Annotated in this window: 1 protein-coding gene; it reads right to left on the bottom strand. The window is 40.3% G+C overall.

The annotated features are described in order from the left end of the window. Positions 1-658, bottom strand: a 658-nt coding sequence (ltrA, locus tag N0M92_RS29210) for a group II intron reverse transcriptase/maturase (RefSeq protein ID WP_260289037.1), incomplete at both ends; no start/stop codon positions are given.

Here is a 658-nt window from a genome sequence, read left to right as displayed (position 1 = left end):
TACTCGGTTCGCTGCCTTTTCACTTTTCACAAAGATAAGGGCATCATCAGCGTACCTCACGAACCTTAGTCCTCTTTTCTCCAGTTCCTTATCAAGTTCGTTTAACATTATATTACTTAATAGTGGAGTGAGGTTGCCTCCTTGCGGAGTACCGACAGGTGTGTCTTCATATTTTCCATTCACCATGACTCCACTGACTAAGTATTTTCTGATTAACGAGATGACATTTCCGTCTTTTATTGTGTTGGATATGATTCTCATGAGTTTATCGTGATGGACGGTATCGAAGAATCTTTCAAGATCAATGTCGACTACCCAATCATGTTCATCATTCAGAAACTCCAGGTTTTTAATTATCGCCATTTCACAACTTCTTTTTGGTCTGAAACCGTAACTGAATTCACTGAATTGCTTTTCAAATAGTGGACTGAGAACTTGATGAATGGCTTGTTGAACGACTCTATCCACTACTGTTGGTATTCCCAATTTGCGCATCTTTCCATTTTCTTGTGGGATCTCCACTCTTAAGGTAGCTTGTGGTTGGTATTTTCTTGTTCTGATGCGCTGACGCAGTTCATCTTTGTTCTCTTTCAGGTATTGCTTTAGTTCGTCGACCGTTACTCCGTCGACCCCACTTGCACCTTTATTTTTATAGACA

The organism is Peribacillus aracenensis (assembly GCF_025175645.1).
GTDB classification, from domain to species: domain Bacteria; phylum Bacillota; class Bacilli; order Bacillales; family DSM-1321; genus Peribacillus; species Peribacillus aracenensis.
Note: the sequence above shows the minus strand (reverse complement) of the source record. Positions and strands in the feature narration are given on the sequence as shown.